This window comes from Burkholderia sp. AU38729, from assembly GCF_020419725.1.
Classification (GTDB): domain Bacteria; phylum Pseudomonadota; class Gammaproteobacteria; order Burkholderiales; family Burkholderiaceae; genus Burkholderia.
Genome location: NZ_JAIZQO010000002.1, coordinates 215,492 through 233,657, shown reverse-complemented (window position 1 = coordinate 233,657; position 18,166 = coordinate 215,492). Strand labels below are relative to the sequence as shown.

Annotated in this window: 15 protein-coding genes; 5 read left to right on the top strand and 10 right to left on the bottom strand. The window is 69.0% G+C overall.

The features are described from left to right. Window positions 1–30: 30 nt before the first annotated feature. Complete coding sequence (locus tag LGM56_RS06110) at window positions 31–1,659, top strand: rhodanese-related sulfurtransferase (RefSeq protein WP_226203535.1); 1,629 nt, start codon at window positions 31–33, stop codon at window positions 1,657–1,659. Window positions 1,660–1,716: 57 nt separating this feature from the next. On the opposite strand, the gene LGM56_RS06105 is transcribed toward LGM56_RS06110, so the two are convergent. Then, the gene (locus tag LGM56_RS06105) at window positions 1,717–2,862 is read right to left on the bottom strand and encodes a glycerophosphodiester phosphodiesterase (RefSeq protein ID WP_226203533.1); all 1,146 of its coding nucleotides are present in this window, start codon (window positions 2,860–2,862) and stop codon (window positions 1,717–1,719) included. A gap of 375 nt (window positions 2,863–3,237) precedes the next feature. Here LGM56_RS06105 and LGM56_RS06100 point away from each other — a divergent pair, with 375 nt between their 5' ends. Further along, complete coding sequence (locus LGM56_RS06100; protein WP_226203531.1) at window positions 3,238–4,302, top strand: phytoene/squalene synthase family protein; 1,065 nt, start codon at window positions 3,238–3,240, stop codon at window positions 4,300–4,302. A gap of 490 nt (window positions 4,303–4,792) precedes the next feature. Further along, window positions 4,793–6,007, top strand: a complete 1,215-nt coding sequence (locus LGM56_RS06095; protein ID WP_226203529.1) for a porin — start codon at window positions 4,793–4,795, stop codon at window positions 6,005–6,007. 224 nt (window positions 6,008–6,231) lie between these two features. On the opposite strand, the gene LGM56_RS06090 is transcribed toward LGM56_RS06095, so the two are convergent. The 8 genes from LGM56_RS06090 to LGM56_RS06055 form a co-directional block, all read right to left on the bottom strand. Next, window positions 6,232–7,725, bottom strand: coding sequence for an efflux transporter outer membrane subunit (locus LGM56_RS06090; protein ID WP_226203527.1), 1,494 nt, complete (start codon window positions 7,723–7,725; stop codon window positions 6,232–6,234). 10 nt (window positions 7,726–7,735) lie between these two features. Beyond that, entirely contained in the window at window positions 7,736–8,890 is a 1,155-nt protein-coding gene (locus LGM56_RS06085) for an ABC transporter permease (RefSeq protein WP_226203525.1), read from the bottom strand. Further along, entirely contained in the window at window positions 8,887–9,846 is a 960-nt protein-coding gene (locus LGM56_RS06080) for an ABC transporter ATP-binding protein (RefSeq protein WP_226203523.1), read from the bottom strand. The genes LGM56_RS06085 and LGM56_RS06080 overlap by 4 nt, the downstream gene beginning before the upstream one ends. Beyond that, window positions 9,843–10,817, bottom strand: a complete 975-nt coding sequence (locus LGM56_RS06075; protein ID WP_226203521.1) for an HlyD family secretion protein — start codon at window positions 10,815–10,817, stop codon at window positions 9,843–9,845. The genes LGM56_RS06080 and LGM56_RS06075 overlap by 4 nt, the downstream gene beginning before the upstream one ends. After that, entirely contained in the window at window positions 10,814–11,521 is a 708-nt protein-coding gene (locus tag LGM56_RS06070; protein WP_226203519.1) for a TetR/AcrR family transcriptional regulator, read from the bottom strand. The genes LGM56_RS06075 and LGM56_RS06070 overlap by 4 nt, the downstream gene beginning before the upstream one ends. A gap of 255 nt (window positions 11,522–11,776) precedes the next feature. Then, window positions 11,777–12,199 (bottom strand): cupin domain-containing protein, encoded by a 423-nt coding sequence (locus LGM56_RS06065; RefSeq protein WP_226203517.1) that lies wholly within the window; start codon window positions 12,197–12,199, stop codon window positions 11,777–11,779. Between the two features lie 10 nt (window positions 12,200–12,209). Continuing rightward, entirely contained in the window at window positions 12,210–12,647 is a 438-nt protein-coding gene (locus LGM56_RS06060) for a carboxymuconolactone decarboxylase family protein (protein ID WP_089497072.1), read from the bottom strand. Window positions 12,648–12,741: 94 nt separating this feature from the next. Beyond that, on the bottom strand, window positions 12,742–14,226 hold the full coding sequence (locus tag LGM56_RS06055) for a PLP-dependent aminotransferase family protein (RefSeq protein ID WP_226203515.1): 1,485 nt from the start codon (window positions 14,224–14,226) through the stop codon (window positions 12,742–12,744). A gap of 318 nt (window positions 14,227–14,544) precedes the next feature. Here LGM56_RS06055 and LGM56_RS06050 point away from each other — a divergent pair, with 318 nt between their 5' ends. Continuing rightward, on the top strand, window positions 14,545–15,462 hold the full coding sequence (locus LGM56_RS06050) for a LysR family transcriptional regulator (RefSeq protein WP_226203513.1): 918 nt from the start codon (window positions 14,545–14,547) through the stop codon (window positions 15,460–15,462). Between the two features lie 176 nt (window positions 15,463–15,638). Then, window positions 15,639–16,388: an SDR family oxidoreductase gene (locus LGM56_RS06045; protein ID WP_226203511.1), complete on the top strand. Its 750-nt coding sequence runs from the start codon at window positions 15,639–15,641 to the stop codon at window positions 16,386–16,388. Between the two features lie 95 nt (window positions 16,389–16,483). Here the strand turns inward: LGM56_RS06045 and LGM56_RS06040 are convergent, their stop codons facing one another. Then, entirely contained in the window at window positions 16,484–18,121 is a 1,638-nt protein-coding gene (locus LGM56_RS06040) for a glycoside hydrolase family 32 protein (RefSeq protein WP_226203509.1), read from the bottom strand. Window positions 18,122–18,166: the final 45 nt, after the last annotated feature.

The following is an 18,166-nucleotide window of genomic DNA, read 5'->3' as shown; positions in this document are numbered from 1 at the left end:
CTCAACGCATTCAATCAACACAGAGACACCGTGACGCAATCCGCCGACTCCACCTCCCGCTTTCCCGTCGCGTCGTACCAGGACGTGCGCGCACGCCTGCTTGCCCGCGACGAGATCGCGCTGATCGACGTACGCGAGGAAGATCCGTACGCGCAGGGCCACCCGCTGTGGGCCGCCAACTTTCCGTTGTCGAAACTCGAACTCGACGCGTGGACGCGGATTCCGCGTCGCGACACGCCGATCGTCGTGTTCGGCGAAGCGGGCGGCGAGGACCTTGCGCCGCGCGCGGCCGCCAAGCTCGCGCAACTCGGCTACACCGACGTGCGGCTCCTCGACGGCGGCCTCGCGGGCTGGCTCGCCGCGGGCGGCGAACTGTTCATCGACGTGAACGTGCCGAGCAAGTCGTTCGGCGAATGGGTCGAGGCCGAGCGGCATACGCCGTCGCTGTCCGCGCAGGAGGTGCAGGCGCTGATCGACGCGAAGGCCGATGTCGTGATCGTCGACGCGCGCCGTTTCGACGAATACCAGACGATGAACATCCCGACGTCGACGAGCGTGCCGGGCGCGGAGCTCGTGCTGCGCGTGCGCGCGCTCGCGCCGAACCCGGCGACGCAGGTGATCGTCAACTGCGCGGGCCGCACGCGCAGCATCATCGGCACGCAGTCGCTCGTCAACGCGGGGCTGCCGAATCCGGTCGCCGCGCTGCGCAACGGCACGATCGGCTGGACGCTCGCGGGCCAGACGCTCGAACGCGGCGCCGCGCGACGCTTTCCGGACGACATCGACGCGACGCAGCGCGCCGACGCACGCCGGGCGGCGCGCGCGGTGGCCGAACGCGCGGGCGTGCCGCGCATCGCGCTCGCGGACGTTGCCTCGCTCGACGTGCCGGGCCGCACGCTGTACCGCTTCGACGTGCGCACGCCGGAGGAATACGAAGCCGGCCATCTGCCGGGCTTCCTGAGCACGCCGGGCGGCCAGCTCGTGCAGGAGACCGACCATCATGCGGCCGTGCGCGGCGCGCGGATCGTGCTCGCCGACGACGACGGCGTGCGCGCCGACATGACCGCGTCGTGGCTCGCGCAGATGGGCTGGGACGTGCGAGTCGTCGAACCGGAGGGCGGCACGGCGAAGTTCGGCGAGCGCGGCCAGCCGCCGCGCGACGTGCCGGCGACGCCGGCCGTGGCGGAAGTGTCGTCCGCGACGCTCGCGGGCTGGCTGAAGGAGGCCGCGCCGGGCGAGCTGGCGATCGTCGACGTGACGGCCAGCGCGAACTACGTGAAGCGGCATATCCCGGGGGCGTGGTTCGCGGTGCGTGCGCAACTGCGCGACGCGCTCGCGGCGATTCCGCCCGCGAAGCGCTACGTGTTCACGTGCGGGTCGAGCCTGCTGGCGCGGTTCGCGGCGGACGACGCCCGCGCGCTCCTGCCCGCTTCGGCCGACATCTCGGTGCTCACCGGCGGCACGGCCGCATGGATCGACGCCGGGCTGCCGCTCGAAAGCGGCGAGACGCATCTGGCCTCACCGCGCGTCGACCGCTACCTGCGCCCGTACGAAGGCACCGACAACGCGGCGGCTGCGATGCAGGCGTATCTCGACTGGGAGTACGGACTGGTCGATCAGTTGAAGCGGGACGGCACGCATCACTTCAACGTGATCTGACCGAAACGGTGCACCCGGGCGCGGCGCGTCGTGCGTCGCGCCCGGTCAGCGCGCCTGTCAGCGCTTGAACGTATCGACGGCCGTGCGGCCGACGGCCGGATCGTCGGTGAAGAAGCCGTCGATGCCCGCGCGCAGGTATGCCTGGATCTCGCGCACCGAGCCGGCCGTGTTGCGCGTGGCCGGCGTGCCGCCATCCTTCAGCAATGCGGGCAGGAAGTTGTTCTCCGGGCGGAACGTGTACGGATGCACGACGAGGCCGGCCTCGTGCGCGTAGCGCACGTACGGCGTCGGCTGCTGCAGCGTGCCGTCCGCGGCGACCGCGATGATCGACGTCTTGTACGGGCCGACGCCGTTCGCATAGGTCGCGATCTCGCGCATGCCGTCGCGCGTCGACAGGTCGCCGTAGGTGCGCTTGTCGTTCGCCTTCACGAAGTCGTACGGGCGCTGGGCGGCTTCGTCCATCAGCTGCACGAGCTTCCAGTTCGGCTGGCTCGACTTGATCCGGTTGCGGATCGTCTTCAGGTTCGCGACCTCGAACGACTGGATGTAGACGGTCGCCGTGCGTGCCGTGTACGAATCCTTCAGCAGCGCATCGACGAGACGGTCCTCGAGCGGCAGGCCGATCGACTGGAAGTAGGTCGGATGCTTGGTTTCCGGATACAGGTGGATCGTGCGGCCGGTCTGCGCGGACATCTGCTTCGCGAGCGCGACGATCTCGTCGAAGGTCGGGATCTCGAACTGGTCGTTGTACGCGGTGTTCGCGGGGCGCACCTGCGGAATGCGCTCGCGGGCGCGCAGCGTCTTCAGCTCGGCGAGCGTGAAATCCTCGGTGAACCAGCCCGTCAGCGCCGCGCCGTCGATCGTCTTGGTCGCCTTGCGGCTCGCGAACTGCGGCAGCGTCGACACGTTCGTCGTGCCCGAGATCTCGTTCTCGTGACGCGCGACGAGCACCCCGTCGCGGGTCGACACGAGGTCGGGCTCGATCACGTCCGCGCCGTCCTCGACCGCCTTGCGGTACGACGCGAGCGTGTGTTCGGGGCGCAGCGCGCTCGCGCCGCGATGGCCGACCACCTGGACCTTCGCGGAAATCGGCTGGGTGGGATCGGACGCGACGTCGTCGTCGCCGCCGCACGCGGCGAGCAGGAACGCGGCGGCACAGGCGAACGGGACGTAGCGCAGGGAGGTCGGGCGCTTGAAGAGCATGTCGATGAACCTTCGAAACGAGAGTCGGAAAGGGGCGATCGATCCGGCGATGCGGCTGTCGTGACGTGTCGCACGGAGTCGAATGGGACGCGATCGTCGCACCGAATAATTACATATGTATTACTCGCGCCTTTCCGTTCTCTATTTTTAGGGCGCGATGCCCGCGGCAGGGCGGTTGACCGCAGTCTGGCGTGTGGGGTATTCCGGCCGTCTCGGGCAGGCTGCGCGCCGGATGCACTAAACTTGCGGGAATTTTGCATCGACGCGCCGGGGCCGACGCCCGTCTGGCACGACGATGCGGCGACTCGCGGGCCGGCGCGGGCGCCCGGCGCCCGTGTGCGTCCGGGGCCCGCGCCAGCCGATTTTTCCCGACCCATGACGACTCGAACCGATTCCGCTTTCCTGCTCGGCGACCTGCTGAAGAACGTTTCCCGCTCCTTCTACCTGACGCTGCGCGTGCTGCCCGACGGCATGCGCGACCCGGTCGGCCTCGCGTACCTGCTCGCGCGCGCGGCCGACACGATTGCCGACACGGCGCTCGTCGCACCTGATCGCCGGGCGGCGTTGTTGACCGACCTGCGCGACGAAGTCGAGCGGCTCGGCGACGGCGTCGCGCTGTCGCGGGCGCTCGAGGACGTGACGCGGATGCAGACCGATTCGCACGAGCACGTGCTGCTCGGCTCGATCGAGCCGATGCTCGCGCTGCTGCGCACGCAGCCGGACGCCGACCGCGCGTCGATCCGCAAGGTCGTCGCGACGCTGACGGCGGGGATGGTATTCGACCTGCGCACGTTCCCCGACGAGCAGTCGGGGCGCGTCGTGTCGCTGCCGACGCGCGGCGAACTCGATCGTTACACGTATCTCGTGGCCGGCTGCGTGGGCGAGTTCTGGACCGACATGACGGGCATGCATACGCGGGCCGCGCGCCGCTGGAACCTGCCGGAGATGTGCGAGAAGGGCATCCGTTTCGGCAAGGCGCTGCAGATGACCAACATCCTGCGCGACTGCGGGAAGGACCTGCGCATCGGCCGGTGTTACCTGCCCGACGACGTGCTGGGCGCGCACGGGCTCGGCGTCGCCGACCTGATGGCGCCCGAGGCGTCGGCGCGCGCGCGCGGCGTGCTCGTCGACCTGCTGCGCGTGACGCTCGACCAGTATCGCGACGCGGGCCTGTATACGCTCGCGATCCCGCGCCGCTTCGTGCGGCTGCGGCTCGCGTGTCTGTGGCCGATCATGATCGGCCTCGAAACGCTCGAGTTGCTGGCCGGCAACGATGCGTGGCTCGATCCGGCAAAGCCGGCCAAGGTGCCGAGAAAGCGCGTCTACCGGATCATGGCGTCGTCGCTCGCGCTGGTCGGCTCGAACGCCGCGATTCGCGCGCGCCTGACCGCGCTCGCCGATGCCGTGAGCGCGCATCTCGCGCAGCCGGCCACGCGCTGATTCGCACTGAACGATGCCGGCGCGACAGGGGCCGGCATCGCCCCTCGGCCCGCGTTCGCCGGGCCATCATCGTCCGCTTCTTCACGCCTCGACTAAAAACGTTTTCATTATTTCGTGTCGCGAAACGTGGGTGTCATGAACGTCAGCGATCCTTCGCGGCGGCGTGAGTCGTGGCGTCAGTCACGGTCGCGCATTTGTAAGATGTATCTTGCCGAAGGCATCTGACGACATCCGACGGTCGCGTTGCACCCGTAAAAATGTAAAGCTAGGGTTTTCACCGGGAAATGCCGGGCAAGCCCGCCGCGTAAGCGTTTTCAGGTGTTATGTAACCGCTTGGTGAACCCCTGCGTTGCGTCGATCATACGATGACCGACTGCACGTGTTGGGAAATAATCGGTAATCCGTCAGAATCCCGTCGGCATGTACTCGCACATGTGTCAGTCATAAAACCACACCAGAAAAGAAATCATTCTTTGAGGACGGAGAATCAATGAAAAAGCGCGTCGCTTTCGCCATGACGGCAGTGGGCCTTGCAGCCGCTACCGCCGCCCACGCCCAGAGCAGCGTGACCCTGTACGGTATCGTCGACAACGGTCTGGCTTGGCAGAACAATTCGTCGGCCGTCGGTGCGACCACGGGTGGTCACTCGAAGGTGCAAATGTCCACCGGCGTGTGGGCAGGCAGCCGCTTCGGCCTGAAGGGCAGCGAAGATCTCGGCGGCGGCACGAAGGCGATTTTCCAGTTGGAAGCCGGCGTCAACACGGCTAACGGCTCGTCGCAGTGGACCAACGGCATCTTCACGCGTCAGGCGTGGGTTGGCCTGACCAACAGCACGTACGGTACGCTGACGGCCGGCCGCCAGTACACCGCGTACTACACGCTGCTGTCGCCGTACAGCCCGACGACCTGGCTGACCGGCTATTACGGCGCACACCCGGGCGATATCGACTCGCTGGATACGAGCTACCGCGCGAACAACTCGCTCGTCTACATGTCGCCGAAGTTCTACGGCTTCACGGTCGGCGGTTCGTACTCGTTCGGCGGCGTCGCAGGCGCGACGAACCGCGGCTCGACGTGGAGCGCGGCGATCCAGTACCTGAACGGCCCGGCAGGCATCGCGGTCGGCTATCAGAAGGTCAACAACGCGACGCTCGGCGGCGGCGTGTGGGGCGCGAACTCGACGGTCCAGAACGGCCTGACGGCATCGGGCGACGGCAACCAGCCGGCCGTTTCGTCGATCAACAACGGCTATGCCACGGCGCAATCGCAACAGCGTATCGCCGTGACGGCGGGCTACCAGTTCACGCCGGCATGGGACATCTCGGCATCGTACTCGAACGTCCAGTACACGCCGGGCACGGGTTCGGCGTTCCGCAACACGGCCATCTTCAACACGGCAGGCGCCGTGCTGCACTGGAAGGCAGCCGCTCAGTGGGACTTCGCAGCGGGCTACTCGTACACGGCGGCAACGCAGTCGAACGGCATCACCAGCTCGGCCAAGTACCACCAGGTCACGCTGTCGCAGTACTACAGCCTGTCGAAGCGCACGGGCCTGTACGCAGTTGAGGCTTACCAGCATTCGAGCGGCAACACGCTGAACGGCGGCAAGATCATCGCTGCAACGACGTCCATCGGCGACGGCGTGGGCGCAGGTTCGAAGCAGAACCAGATCGGCCTCGGCGTCGGTCTGATCCACCGCTTCTAAATGTCGCGCGGCGCGCGAGCGCCGCTTACGGCATGCGGTTGAAGAACCGGCCTTCGGGCCGGTTTTTTGTTTGCGGTACGTATTAAGTGTATTCCGGTGCCGTCGCCGGCCGGCATCGACCGGATGAGGACGGCGGCGGAAGCCGCGCCAGACAAGCGCACCGCTCATGCGGTGCCCGGCGCGCAGACGGCAGCATCCGGCCCGTGCCAATGTCGTCCATCCGATCACTCCGCCGCGTCATCCGTCCAGCTTCCCGCCAGCGCCTGAAACAGCGCCGCCGTATCGGCGAGCCGGTCGGCCTGCGCGCGCGTCCGGTCGAGCGCCGTCTGCAGCGCCTGCCGCTGCGCGTCGAGCAGGTCGAACGTGCTGATCCCGCCCGCCGCGTAACGGGCGCCGGCAATCCGGTTGCTGGCCGCCGCTTCCTGCGCGGCGGTGTCTCTCGCCTGCAATGTCGCCGCGTCGTGCTCGACCGCGCGCATTGCGTCGGCTACCTGCTGGAGCGCCTCGAGCACGGTTTCCCGGTAGCTCGCGAACGCCGCTTCGTATGCCGCTTCGGCCGCACGTTTCTTCGCGCGCAGTTCACCGCCGTGAAAGAGCGGTTGCGTCAGCCCGAGGCCGACATTCCACACATTGAGCCCGCTCACGAGATCCGCGATGCGCGTGCGCTCCGAGCCGATTCCCGCCGAAATCGACAAGCGCGGATACAGGTTCGCGGTGGCCACGCCGACGTTCGCGCTCGCCTGGTGCAGCAGGGCCTGGGCTGCGCGGATGTCGGGGCGTTCGCGTGCGAGCGTCGATGGCAGCGCGACGGGCAGTGTGCGCGGCAGTACGAGCGTATCGAGCGTGAGATCGGGCAGCACGGCATCCGACGGCGGCACGCCGAGCAGGATTGCGAGCCGGTGGCCGGCCTGAGCGAGGCGGGCCTCGAGCGGTGGCAGCGACGCCCGCGTCTGCGCGACCAGCGCGCGCTGCGCATGCACGTCGGCCAGCGAAACACCACCCGCCGCGAAACGCATTTCGACGATGCGCAACTGCCGCGCCTGTGCGTCGATCAGTTGCCCCGTGAGCGCGACCTGCTGCGCGAGCGACGCGCGCAGGATCGCGGTCGCGACGACGTTGCCCGCGAGCGTCAGGCGCGCGGCGTCAAGCGTGTACGCCTGGTAGTCGACTTGCGCGCGCAGTGCTTCGAGCGCACGCCGGTTGCCGCCGAACACGTCGAGCACGTATGACACGCTCACCGACGCGTCATACAGCGTGAACGGCCCCGGGCTGGGCACATTGGCGGGCAGGCCGAACGCGGTCGTATCGACTTGCTCGCGCGTGGCCGACAGGCTCGCATCGACTTTCGGCAACATCGTCGCGCCGGCTTCGGCCGCATGGTTCTGCCGCGCTTCGTCGAGTCGCGCACGGGCCTCGGCAAGCGTCGGGCTGGTGTGCCACGCGGTATCGACGAGGCGGTTCAGCGGTTCGGAGCCGAACTGCGTCCACCAGTGCCGCGGGGTATGCGTGGCCGATGCGAACGTCTGCGCATCGCCGGTCGGTCCGGCGGCAGAGGCCGTCGTCGCGGGCGCCTCGCCGCGCGTGTAGCGCTGCGTGGCGGGCGCATCCGCCGCGTGGAAATCCGGCCCGACCGCGCATCCGGCGGCGAGCAGCGCAACGGCGATCAGCATGCAACCGCGGGCGGCGGCGTGGAAGGGGCGACGCGAAGCCTGTTTCATTGTGCGGCACCTAGTCGAGCGTACGCCGGTAGAAGCGCAGCGCGACGCCCATCACGACAACGGTGAACAGCGCGACCGGCCACACCGACGGCCACAGGTCGCTCCAGCCGTTGCCTTTCAGCAGGATGCCGCGCACGAGGCGGTTGAAGTAGGTGAGCGGCAGCAGGTTGCCGATGAATTGCGCCCACTTCGGCATCCCGGCGAACGGGAACATGAAGCCCGACAGCAGGATGTTCGGCAGAAAATAGAACACCGCGAGCTGCATCGCCTGCAACTGGTTCTGCGCGAGCGACGACAGCGTGATGCCGACCGTCAGGTTCGCGGCGATGAACAGCAGCGCGGACAGGTAGATCGCGAACACGCCGCCGACGAACGGCACGTTGAACACGAAGCGCGCCGCGGCGACGATGATCGACACCTGGATCAGCCCGATCAGCACGTACGGGACGATCTTGCCCGTCATCACCTCGAGCGGCCGCACCGGTGTGGCGAGCAGGTTCTCCATCGTGCCGCGCTCGCGTTCGCGCGTGATCGCGAGGCCCGTCATCATCACCATCGTCATCGTCAGGATCACGCCCATCAGGCCCGGCACGACGTTGTACTGCGTGATGCCCTCGGGGTTGTACAGCCGGTGCAGCACGATGTCGAACGCGGCCGGGCGGCCGTTCAGGTAGGCGAGCGGGCCCGTCAGGTCCTTGTCGGCGACGGGCTGCACGAGGCCCGGCAGCGCGCCGATCGCCGACGCGGTCGCGACGGGATCGGTCGCATCCGCCTCGACGAGCAGCGACGGACGCTCGCCGCGCAGCAGCCGCCGCGAGAAATCGGCCGGCACGCTCAGCACGAACTGCACGTCGCCGCGGGCGAGCGCATGCCGGCCGGCCGCCTCGTCGGGCAGCGTCGCGACGATGTCGAAGTACGCGGAATTACGCATCGCGGCGACGAAGCTGCGCGCGAACGGGCTCGCATCGGCGACGATCACCGCCGTGGGCAGGTGTTTCGGATCGGTGTTGATCGCGAAGCCGAACAGCGTGAGCTGGATGATCGGCACGCCGACGATCATCGCGAACGTCACGCGGTCGCGCCGCAGCTGCAGGAATTCCTTCAGCACGATGCTCCACCAGCGGGCGACCGAGAACGAATCGCGCAAGCGCGCCCACGCGTTCATGACGACGCTCCGCCGGGCGGCCCGGATGCGCGGCCCATCATGTAGATGAAGACGTCCTCGAGCCCGGTGTCGATCGGCGCGACCCGCAGCGCGGCAGGCCCGTCGGCTTGCGCCGCGACCTGCGCGAGCGTCGCGTCGAGCCGGGCGGGATCGCGGCCGCTCACGTGCAGCGCCGAGCCGAATACGACCGTCTGGTCGACGCCCGGCATCGTGCGCAGCCGCGCGGACAGTTCGCTCAGATGCGCACCGGTGATCGCGCGGGTCACGAGCCCCTGCGACGCGACGATCTCCGCCGACGTGCCCTGCGCGAGCAGCTCGCCGTACGCGATGTACGCCAGCTTGTGGCAGCGCTCGGCCTCGTCCATGTAGTGCGTGCTGACGAGCACCGAGATCCCTTGCGCGGCCAGCCGGTGCAGTTCTTCCCAGAAGTCGCGGCGCGCGGCCGGATCGACGCCGGCCGTCGGTTCGTCGAGCAGCAGCAGCGCCGGCTCGTGCAGCATGCAGGCGGCCAGCGCGAGGCGCTGCTTCCAGCCGCCCGACAGCGCGCCGGTGAGCTGGTCCGCGCGGCTCGCGAGGCCGAGCCCGTCGAGTGCGCGCGCGACGGCCGCCTTGCGGTCGGGCATCCCGTACACGCGGGCGACGAAGTCGAGGTTCTCGCGGATCGACAGGTCTTCCCAGTACGAGAAGCGCTGCGTCATGTAGCCGACGCGCCGCTTGATCTGCGCGCTGTCGCGCACGATGTCGTAGCCGAGGCAGGTGCCGCTGCCCGAATCAGGCGTGAGCAGCCCGCACATCATCCGGATCGACGTGGTCTTGCCGCTGCCGTTCGGCCCGAGAAAGCCGAAGATCTCGCCGCGCGCGACGCGCAGCGACACGTCCTTCACGACGTGCTTGTCGCCGAAATGCTTGTTCAGGCGATCGACGTCGATCGCGTACGGTGCGGGCGGCGCGGTCATGGCACCCTCACGGCGACGGGCTGGCCCGGATGAAGCTTCGACGCGTCGACGACGGCCGGGCGCGCCTCGATCATGAACACGAGCTTGGTCCGGCTCTCGTTGCTGTAGATCACGGGCGGCGTGTATTCGGCCTCGCTCGACACGTAGGTGATGCGCGCGGGCACGTCGGCCGCACAGCCGTCGCAGTGGATCGCGACCGTGCGCCCCGGCGTGAGCGATGCGATCGCGGCCTCCGGCACGAAGAAGCGCACCTTCAGGTTTTGCGGCGGCAGTATCTGCACGACCGGATTGCCGGCCTGCACCCATTCGCCGACGCGGTACAGCGTGTCGTACACGCGCCCGGCGGCGGGTGCGGCGACGCGCTTCTGGTCGAGCTTCCATTGCGCCTCGGCGACCGCCGCCTGTGCGGCATCGACCTGCGCGGCCTGTGCGGCGACCTGCTGCGCGCGGCCCGGCAGGCGCGCGACGTCGACCTGTTTCCGCAGTTCGCGCCTCTGCGCGGCGGTCGTTTGCGCGGACGTGCGCGAATCGTCGAGCTGCTGTTTCGACAGGCCGCCGGCGGCGTACTGGCTTTCATCGCGCGCGAGTTGCGCGGCGGCTCGCGCGGCCTGCGCGGTGGACTGCGCGAGCTGCGCCTGCGTGACCGCGATTTCCGGCGGGCGCTTGCCCGTTTGCAGGTCGGCAAGCTGGGCGCGGGCGGCTGCAAGCTGGTGCTGCGCCTGCAGCAGCGCGGCCGTTTCGCTGACGGCTTCGAGCGAGAAGGCCGGCGCGCCGGCGGCGAGGGTCTGGCCGCGCGCGACCGACAACTGCGTCAGCGTGCCCGATTGCGACGACGACAGGTACACGAATTCGCCTTCGACGTAGCCCTGGTAGGTCGTGCCGTGGCTCGCTTGCCGTCCGCAACCGGCGAGCAGTGCGAGGGCGGCGACGGCAGTGGCCAGCGCGAGCGACCGCGCGCGGGGCGCGTTCATGACGGCCTCCGCGGCGAGGGCGAGCGGGCCCGTGCGCGCGGCGCGGCGGCCGGCGGCTGCATGCCCGACCCGAGCAGTGCGCGGACGTGCCGGTGCAGCACGTCGCGGTCGATCGGTGGCAGGCCGCCGCGCGCGCTTTGCCACAGCTTTGCGGTCGCGAGCGGCAGCATCACCAGCGCGATGATCGAATGAAACAGGAACGCCGGTTCGAGCGCGGGGTTCAGCGTGCCGGCCTGCTGCGCGCCGCGGATGCGTTCGGCGAAGCGCCCGACATGTTCGAGCGGAATGCGCCGAACCATCCGCTCGCGCAGCAATCCGCCCTCATGGACGATCTCGCGCAGCCAGATCGACGGCAGCCACGGCATGCGGTGCGTGACGTCGAAGAAGCGGTCGACGAGTTCGGCGACCAGCGCGAACGGATCGTTTTCGATCTGCGGCTCGGTCGGTCGCCACACGAACGCGATGACCTGCGCGAGCCGTTCCTCGACGATCGCGTCGAGCAGTTGCTCGCGATTCGTGAAGTAGTAGTGAACCATCGCCGACGTGACACCGGTGGCGGCGGCGATCTGCGCGACGGTCGTCGCGGCGATGCCGCGCTCGGCGAACAGCTGCATCGCGACGTCGAGCATGTGGTCGCGCAGGTCGAAATCGTCGACCGACGGGCGGCGCCCGCGCGGCCTGGTGACGGTGGATTTCGCGTTCATGAAATCGACGCTAATTGATGAGTTAGTTAATTTCAAGGGAGGGTTTCCGCCCGAGTTGATGGCGATCAGGCGAGCGTCGAAGGGGGACGCGGGTGGGCGAGGAGGCGACGTGACGCGGCACGGTACGGCAAGCCGGTGGCGGAGTGTAGGGAGCAGCTAATGGAGAAACCGGAGGCGTGGCGGCCCCACGGTATGGAAAACCGGTCGCGAAGCGGGGGCGCGTGCCTGGACGATCGCACGCCCCCCGGAAAGCGGTTACTGATCGATCGGCGACGTCAGCGGCACGTGTTCGCCGGTCAGCCCGAATACGACGAGTTGAGCCGGCTCGGTCGCGCTCGCGTTGCGCGACACCGTGTGGCGCGAGCCGGGCGCTTCATACCAGCCTTCGCCGGCGCGGTAGCGGAGCAGCGGGCCGCCGTTCACCTGCGACAGCACTTCGCCTTTCGACACGACCGCGAACACCGAGCCGAGGTGCCGATGGGCTTCGGAAGCCTGGCCGGGCGCGTAGTCGACGGTCGCGACGACCGCGAGCTTGCCGGGCGCTTCGGGCACGGCCTGCTGCAGGATCATGTGCACGTTGTCGCCGGCGTCGTGCGCCCGGGCGGCGGCCGGCAGCAGCGCGACGCCGGCCGCGAGCAAGGCGCACAGTGCGGCGCGACGGAGCGTGGCGTCCCTCATCGTCGTCTCCTTACTCCGGCATCTTGCGGAACGCAATCGCGAAGCGGTTCCACGAGTTGATCGTCGCGATCAGCATCGACAGGTCGAACAGCTCCTCGTCGGTGAAATGCGGCTTCACGGCTTCCCACACGGCGTCGGGCACGTGGTTGCTGGCAACCAGCGTCAGCGCCTCGGTCCATTCCAGCGCCGCGCGTTCGCGCTCGGTGAAGAACGGCGTCTCGCGCCACGTGACGACGGTGGCCAGGCGGCGGTCGGTTTCGCCGCCGTTGCGCGCGTCGGTCGTGTGCATGTCGACGCAGAACGCGCAGCCGTTGATCTGCGACGCGCGCAGCCGGACGAGTTCGGCGAGCGGCTTCTCGATCGAGCTCTTCGCGAGGAATTCCTCGGCGTTGCGCATCACCTTGATCGCATTCGGGCTGGCAGTGTAGAAGTTCAGGCGCGGTTGCATGGCAGATCCTTTTTCGGTTGGAGCGCGCGGTGGCGCGACAGGACCCACTTTAAGACGCATGCTGGCCTGCTTGAATGGCCAATTTCCGGTAAATTCAGGTAACCAGTGCCGAGCCGCCAATGGCGTCCGAACCCAGCAGGCCGGCCAGCGTCGCCAGCGCCGTGTCGATGCGCAGCGTGTCGATCCCGCCATAGCCGAACAGCAGCCCCGCACGCACCGGCACGCCGACGTGGAACGACGAGATGCCGTACAGGCCGATGTCCTGCGTGCGGGCCGCGCGGACCAGCGCCGCTTCGTCGAGCCCCGGCTTCAGGTAGGCCGCGAGGTGAATGCCGGCGGTCGGCACGATCGCGTCGAACCACGGCGCGAGTGCGCCGCGCAGATGCGCGATCAGCATCTTGCGGCGCGCATCGTAGTGCTTCTGCACGCGCTTCAGGTGCCGCGCGAAATCGCCTTCGAGCATGAAGCGCGCGAGCGCCGCCTGCGTCAGCGTGCAGGTGTGCCAGTCGACGATCTGCTTCGCCTTGGTCAGTGCGCCGCGCAGCGCGCGCGGCGGAATCGCGTAGCCGATCCGCAGCTCCGGAAAGATCGTCTTCGAAAACGTGCCGACGTACGCGACGAGGCCCGTGCGGTCGAGGCTCTTCAGCGATTCCACCGGCCGGCCCTCGAAGCGGAACTCGCCGTCGTAGTCGTCCTCGATGATCACCGCGCGGCGGCGCTGCGCCCATTCGAGCAGCGCGACGCGCCGGTCCAGCGTCATCGGCATCCCGAGCGGGAACTGATGCGACGGCGTGACGTAGACGAGGCGCGCGTCGTCGGGCAGCCGTTCCGTCACCAGGCCCTGCGCGTCGACCGGCACGCCGATCACCGTCGCGCCGAGCGACGCGAACGCGGCGCGGGCGGGCGGATAGCCGGGATCCTCGACTGCCACCACATCGCCCGGCCGCACGACGACGCGGGCGATCAGGTCGAGCGCCTGTTGCGCGCCTTGCGTGACGAGCACGTCGTCCCAGCCGCACGCGACCGCGCGGCTGAACGCGACGTAGCGCGCGATCGCGCCGCGCAATTGCGGATCGCCGGCCGGGTCGTGGTACTGGGCGGGGCCGCGCATCTGCTGACGCAGCGCGTGATGCAGGCAGCGCCGCCACGCGTCGAACGGGAACAGCGCCTTGTCGGTCATGCCGCCGCGAAAGTCGAAGCCCGGTGTGTCCTGCGGCGCGGGCATCGCGAGCGCGTCGGGCAGGTCGTCCCACAGTGCACGCGCGTCGACCGCGTCGATGCGCGGCGTGTATTCGACGAGGGAGGGCGCCGACATGGCCGCGGCGTGCGGCACGCGCGCGAGGCCGTCGGCGACGAACGTGCCGTCGCCCGCGCGCGTGGTCAGGTAACCCTCGGCGACGAGACGCTCGAATGCGTCGAGCGTGGTCTTGCGCGATACGCCGAGCTGTTTCGCGAGGTCGCGCGTCGACGGCAGCCGCGCGCCGCCGGCGAGCCGCCCGTCGACGATCGCGGTGCGCAGTTGCCGGAAGATCTGCCCCGTCAGGTCGTGACGGCCTTCGATGCGGATCGCGATGTCCATCGCAGTGGTTACCTCGATTGCTGAAATTTCGTGCCGATCAGAATACCGGAGGCGACGAAAGAATGGGCGGTTCCGCGCGACGTGACGGCTTCGCGGGTTTCGCTCGATGCACGAACCGGCCGCACGGTGCAAGGCATCCCGGCAGGGCGACGCGGGCGGCCGGCGAACCGGTGCATCGCGCAACGCCGGCCCGGGGGCATTCGTCAGGGGTAACGGGCATCGTCAGACGACGCGGCCCCGTCGCGCGATTGGACCTCGGCCCGCCGCTGCCTTACGATCCACGACAGATCCACGACAACCCCACACCGGAGCGTGCCCATGCTGTCCGAAGACGAACTTGCGCTGCTCGACGCGATCCGCGCCACCGGCAGCCTGTCGCGCGCGGCCGCGCGGCTCGGCAAGGCGCCGTCGACGGTGTCGCACGCGGCGCGCCAGCTCGAAACGCGCTTCGACGCGCTGCTGTTCGACCGCCGCGGCTACCGGCTGCAGCTCACGCCGGCCGGCCAGTTACTGACCGACGAAGCGGCGCGGCTGGCGCTGGACGTCGCGCGGCTGACGCAGCGCGTGCGGCAGGTCGCGAGCGGCTGGGAAGACCGGCTGTGGATCGTCAGCGACGAGGTGCTGGAGTTCGACACGCTGTTGCCGGTGGTCCGCGCGTTCGATGCGCTCGACTCGGGCGTGTCGCTGCGTTTCACGCACGAAGTGCTCGGCGGGACCTGGGAAGCGCTGCGCGACGGGCGCGCGGACCTGGTGATCGGCGCGACCAACGAGCCGCCGGCGATTCCCGGTTTCAAGTGGTTCGAGCTGGGCGCGATGGAGTGGGTGTTCGCGGTGTCGCCGCGCCATCCGCTGGCCGCCGTGAGCGGCGCGCTGACGCGGGACGCGATCGGCGCCCACCGGGCCGTCGTCGTCGCCGATTCGTCGCGGCGCGCGGCCGGCCGCGCGTATGGCCTGCTCGGCGGGCAACCCGTGCTGGCGGTGCCGTCGATGCGCGCGAAGATCCTCGCGCAGCGCGACGGGCTCGGCGTCGGCTGGGTGCCGCGCCGGCGCGTGGCGTCGCTGCTCGCGCGCGGCGAACTCGTGGAAAGGCAGACGGCCGATCCGCGCGAGCCGAACCGGCTGTATGTCGCATGGCACGGCGACCGGGACGGCCGCGCGCTGCAATGGTGGCTCGAGCAATTGCGCGAACCGCGGCTCGCGCAGCGCCTGCTCGACGGCATCGACGTAGCTGGCTGACGCGGCGCGGAACAGGACGGAAGAGGACGGAAGAGGACGCGACAAGGCGTTCGAATCCACCCGCCCAAACACGTTCGACGATTTCGAACATGTTCGTCACGCCCGTCGTACGGCATGACCGGGCGCCGCGCGCATCCTGTGTTCACGGTCAACTCACCGGTTCACAGGAGAACATCATGCAACGCTTCGAAGGAAAGACGGTCCTCGTCACGGGTGGCAACAGCGGTATCGGCCTGGCAGCCGCCAAGGCATTCGCGGCAGAAGGCGCGCGCGTCATCATCACCGGGCGCGATGCGCAGACGCTCGAGGCCGCGCGGCAAACGCTCGGCGAAGGCGCGCTGGCGATCCGCAACGAGGCCGGCAGCGTCGCGTCGGCCCGCGCGCTGGCCGATGCGATCGCGTCGGCGGGGGCGCGGCTCGACGCCGTGTTCATCAACGCGGGCGTCGCGAAGCTCGCGCCGTTCGCCGACAGCGACGAGGCCATGTGGGATCTCGTGTTCAACACCAACGTGAAGGGCGCGTATTTCCAGATCCAGTCGCTGGTGCCGCTGCTGAACCGCGGCGCGTCGATCGTGATCAACGGCTCGATCAACGCGCACATCGGGATGCCCGGCTCGTCGGTGTATGCGGCGAGCAAGGCGGCTGTCAATTCGTTCGCGAAGACGCTGTCGGCGGAGTTGCTGCCGCACGGCGTGCGCGTGAACGTCGTGAGCCCCGGGCCCGTGCAGACGCCGCTCTACGGCAAGCTCGGATTTGACGCGGCCACGCTCGACGCAACGGCCGAGAAGATCAAGGGCCTCGTCCCGGTCGGCCGGTTCGGCACGCCGGACGAGATCGCGTCGACGGTGCTGCACCTCAGCGCGCCGGAATCCGCGTTCATCGTCGGGGCGGAGATCATCGCGTCGGGCGGAATGGGCTTGCTCTGATCGGGCGGCTCAGGCGGGGACTGCAACCGGCCGGCGAGATGCCGGGCGGGCAGCCCCCGTCACATGCAGGACCGATGGCCGTCCGCCCATCGCATCTATCGCGCCGCACAGGCGTGATGGCTGTCACCACCGGCTTCGAGCTGCGTCACCGTGAGCCCGGAGAACGTCGCGCGGCCGTGTTCGGCGAACACGGCGACGCGGTCCGCATCGAGCGGCGGGAAGATCAGGTCGGTGAGCGCGACACGGCCGCCGTTCGCGAACACTTCCATCGAACCGCGATCGACGACGATCTCGAGCCGCAACTGCCCATGCTCGAGCGGCAGGTCCACGATGTGCTCTTTGCTGAACGTGTCGGCGAAATGGGCTTCGCCGGACTGCGAGCGGTCCAGCGTCAGCGTGCGCTTTGCCGTGTCGTACACGATCCGGGTGCCGACCGCGCCATCCGCCGAGCGCCGGACGATCAGGCCGGCACGCGCCGCATGCTGCGGTGCGAGCGTGACCGTGATGCGCTGGACGACGCCGCGCGTCGCGGCCGACAGCGCACGTGTCGTGGAATCGACCGCGAGGTCGCCTTCATGCACGGCGGGCCTGCGGTCCGCCCAGGCGTCGAACGCGGCGGCCGGTGCGACGACGAGCGTCGGTTCGCCGTCGATCGTTTTCAGCGACAGTTCGCGCGGCAGCGTCATCGCGCCGCGCCACGGCGTGGTCGGCGCTTTCGCCGCGTAATCCCAGTTGCTCATCCACGCGATCGCGACCGGCCGTGAGCCGGGCGCGCCCGAGAAGGTGCCGGCTGCGTAGAAGTCCGCGCCATGGTCGACCCAGCGGAATTGCGCGGGATCGGAGCCGGCGGGCGCAATGCGGTCCGGCACAAACGTGCGGCCGTCGAAGTCGCCGACGAAGTACATCGCGCCGGAGCCGCCGGCGATCGACCACGGATTGACGTTGACGATCATGACCCAGCGGATGCGGGCGGGGTCGCCGTCGAGCGGCAGCGGCACGAGGTCGGGCATTTCCCACAGCGCGCCGTCGTGCGGCACGCCCGGCCGCGTGAAGTCGCTCAGGAAATTCCAGTGGATCAGGTCGTCCGAGCGATAGAGCTTCACGACGTGCGCGTCGGCGACGACCGTCGTCATCAGCCAGTAGCCGCCCGGCGCATACCACGACACTTTCGGATCGCGAAATTGCTTCGATTCCGGATCGAGCGTCAGCACCGGACTGTGTGCGTACGGCTGCCAGGTCGCGCCGTGATCGAGGCTGTACGCCAGCGACTGCGCCTGGACGCCCGGCGCGTGACCGGAGCCCGCCTGGTACACGCTCGTATAAAGCGCGACGAGCGGCGTGTGGCCCGGTTGGCCCAGGCCGGACGTGTCGAGCGTGTCGGCGACGATCGAGCCGGAGAAGATTTCCTCCGTCGCGTTCGCGTGCATCGCGACCGGCTGCTCGCGCCAGTGGACGAGATCGGTGCTCGTCGCGTGGCCCCACGACATGTTGCCCCAGTCGCGGCCGAGCGGATTGTATTGATAGAACAGGTGATAGCGCCCGTTGTCGTAGACGAGCCCGTTCGGGTCGTTCATCCAGTTGCGCTGGGGCGTGTAGTGGAGCGCGGGCCGCCATTGCGGCGTGTCATGTTCGGCCGGTACGTTGCAGGACGCGGCTGCGACCTGGGCGCAGGCCACGCAGGCGAGCAGCAACCGGGCGATCCGGACGGAAAAGCGGAAAGACGTCGATATCATGCGGGGTCCCGTGCGCCGCCGTGCAAAGCGGGAAAGGAGGGCACA